A 1,244-nucleotide genomic window follows, 5' to 3' on the forward strand; every position below is an offset into this window, starting at 1 on the left:
GACATGGGGCGGCTATTGTTGGAAAATTCACGTCACTCTTCTTGGAGGAATGCGTCATGGCCGCACCGGGATCGCCTTCGCACAAACGCCTGCGCATCGGCTTCCTGCTTGCCGACCGCTTCACCCTGTCGGCCTTCGCGAATTTCGTCGACGTGCTGCGTCTGGCGGCCGACGAGGCCGACAAGTCGCGCCCGATCCTGTGCGAATGGTCCGTCCTGTCGCACAATCACGCGGCCATACGCTCGAGCTGCGGCGTGCGGGTCCAGCCGGAAACGTGGCTGCACGACGCGGGAGCCTACGACTATTTGGTTATCGTTGGCGGATTGATCGGCGACCACAGCGCGATCCGCGACGAAGCTACCAGCTATCTGCAATCGGCGGCGAGGAAGAACGTTCCCCTTATCGCGCTGTGCACTGGCGTCTTCATTTTGCAGGAAGCAGGTCTCCTGAAGGGTTACCGATGCTGCGTCAGCTGGTTCCATTATCAGGATTTTGTCGACCGCTTTGAAACCGAAACACCGATCTCGGACCAAATCTTCGTCGTCGACCGGGATCGGATGACATGCTCCGGCGGTCACGGCGCGGCGCATCTGGCTGCCTTCCTCGTCCAGCGCCATATCGGACAGGCCGCCGCCACCAAGAGCCTCAACATCATGATGATCGAGAACGCGTTGAGCGGCGAGCGTCCGCAGCCCGGGCAGCGCATCGCCCGGAAAATCCAGGACCCGCTGGTGAAACGTGCGGTGCTGCGCATGCAGCAGAACATCGAGGTCCCCAAAACGATGGAGAACCTTGCCGGCGAACTCAAGGTCGGGCGCCGAACGCTCGAACGCCGCTTCCAGGCCGACCTGAAGCAATCCCCCCAGAAGATCTATCTCGAGCTCAGACTCGACAAGGCGATGCTCAGGCTGCGTTCAACGCGGGATTCCATAACCTCGATCGCGCTAGCCTGCGGCTTCTGCGACGCGTCCCATCTCGTCCGCACCATGAGAACTGAAAGAGGAGTAACCCCTGCCGGGTATCGACGAACGAACTCGGGTCAGCCCGAAGCACAATTGGTGCCGGACGTGCTGTATCCCCATTCGGGCTAGCGCCCACCTCCACCATCGCGCTCACTCCGTTCCAAGGCACGAAGGTGGCGACCTTCATCGATAAGACGTTAAGCTGCAAAAGTAGTTCTAGAGCCGCACGTCGCGGTTTACATTTTTGTACAGGAGGTAGGCGGACATCTCCGACCCCATGGG

The 1,244-nt window shown here is 60.5% G+C and carries 1 protein-coding gene; it reads left to right on the forward strand.

Annotation, left to right across the window (positions count from 1 at the left end):
• Window positions 1-41 precede the first annotated feature (41 nt).
• Window positions 42-1,091: a GlxA family transcriptional regulator gene (locus CEV33_RS00620; RefSeq protein ID WP_407923786.1), complete on the forward strand. Its 1,050-nt coding sequence runs from the start codon at window positions 42-44 to the stop codon at window positions 1,089-1,091.
• Window positions 1,092-1,244 lie beyond the last annotated feature (153 nt).

It is taken from the genome of Brucella grignonensis (assembly GCF_002252505.1).
Lineage (GTDB): Bacteria > Pseudomonadota > Alphaproteobacteria > Rhizobiales > Rhizobiaceae > Brucella > Brucella grignonensis.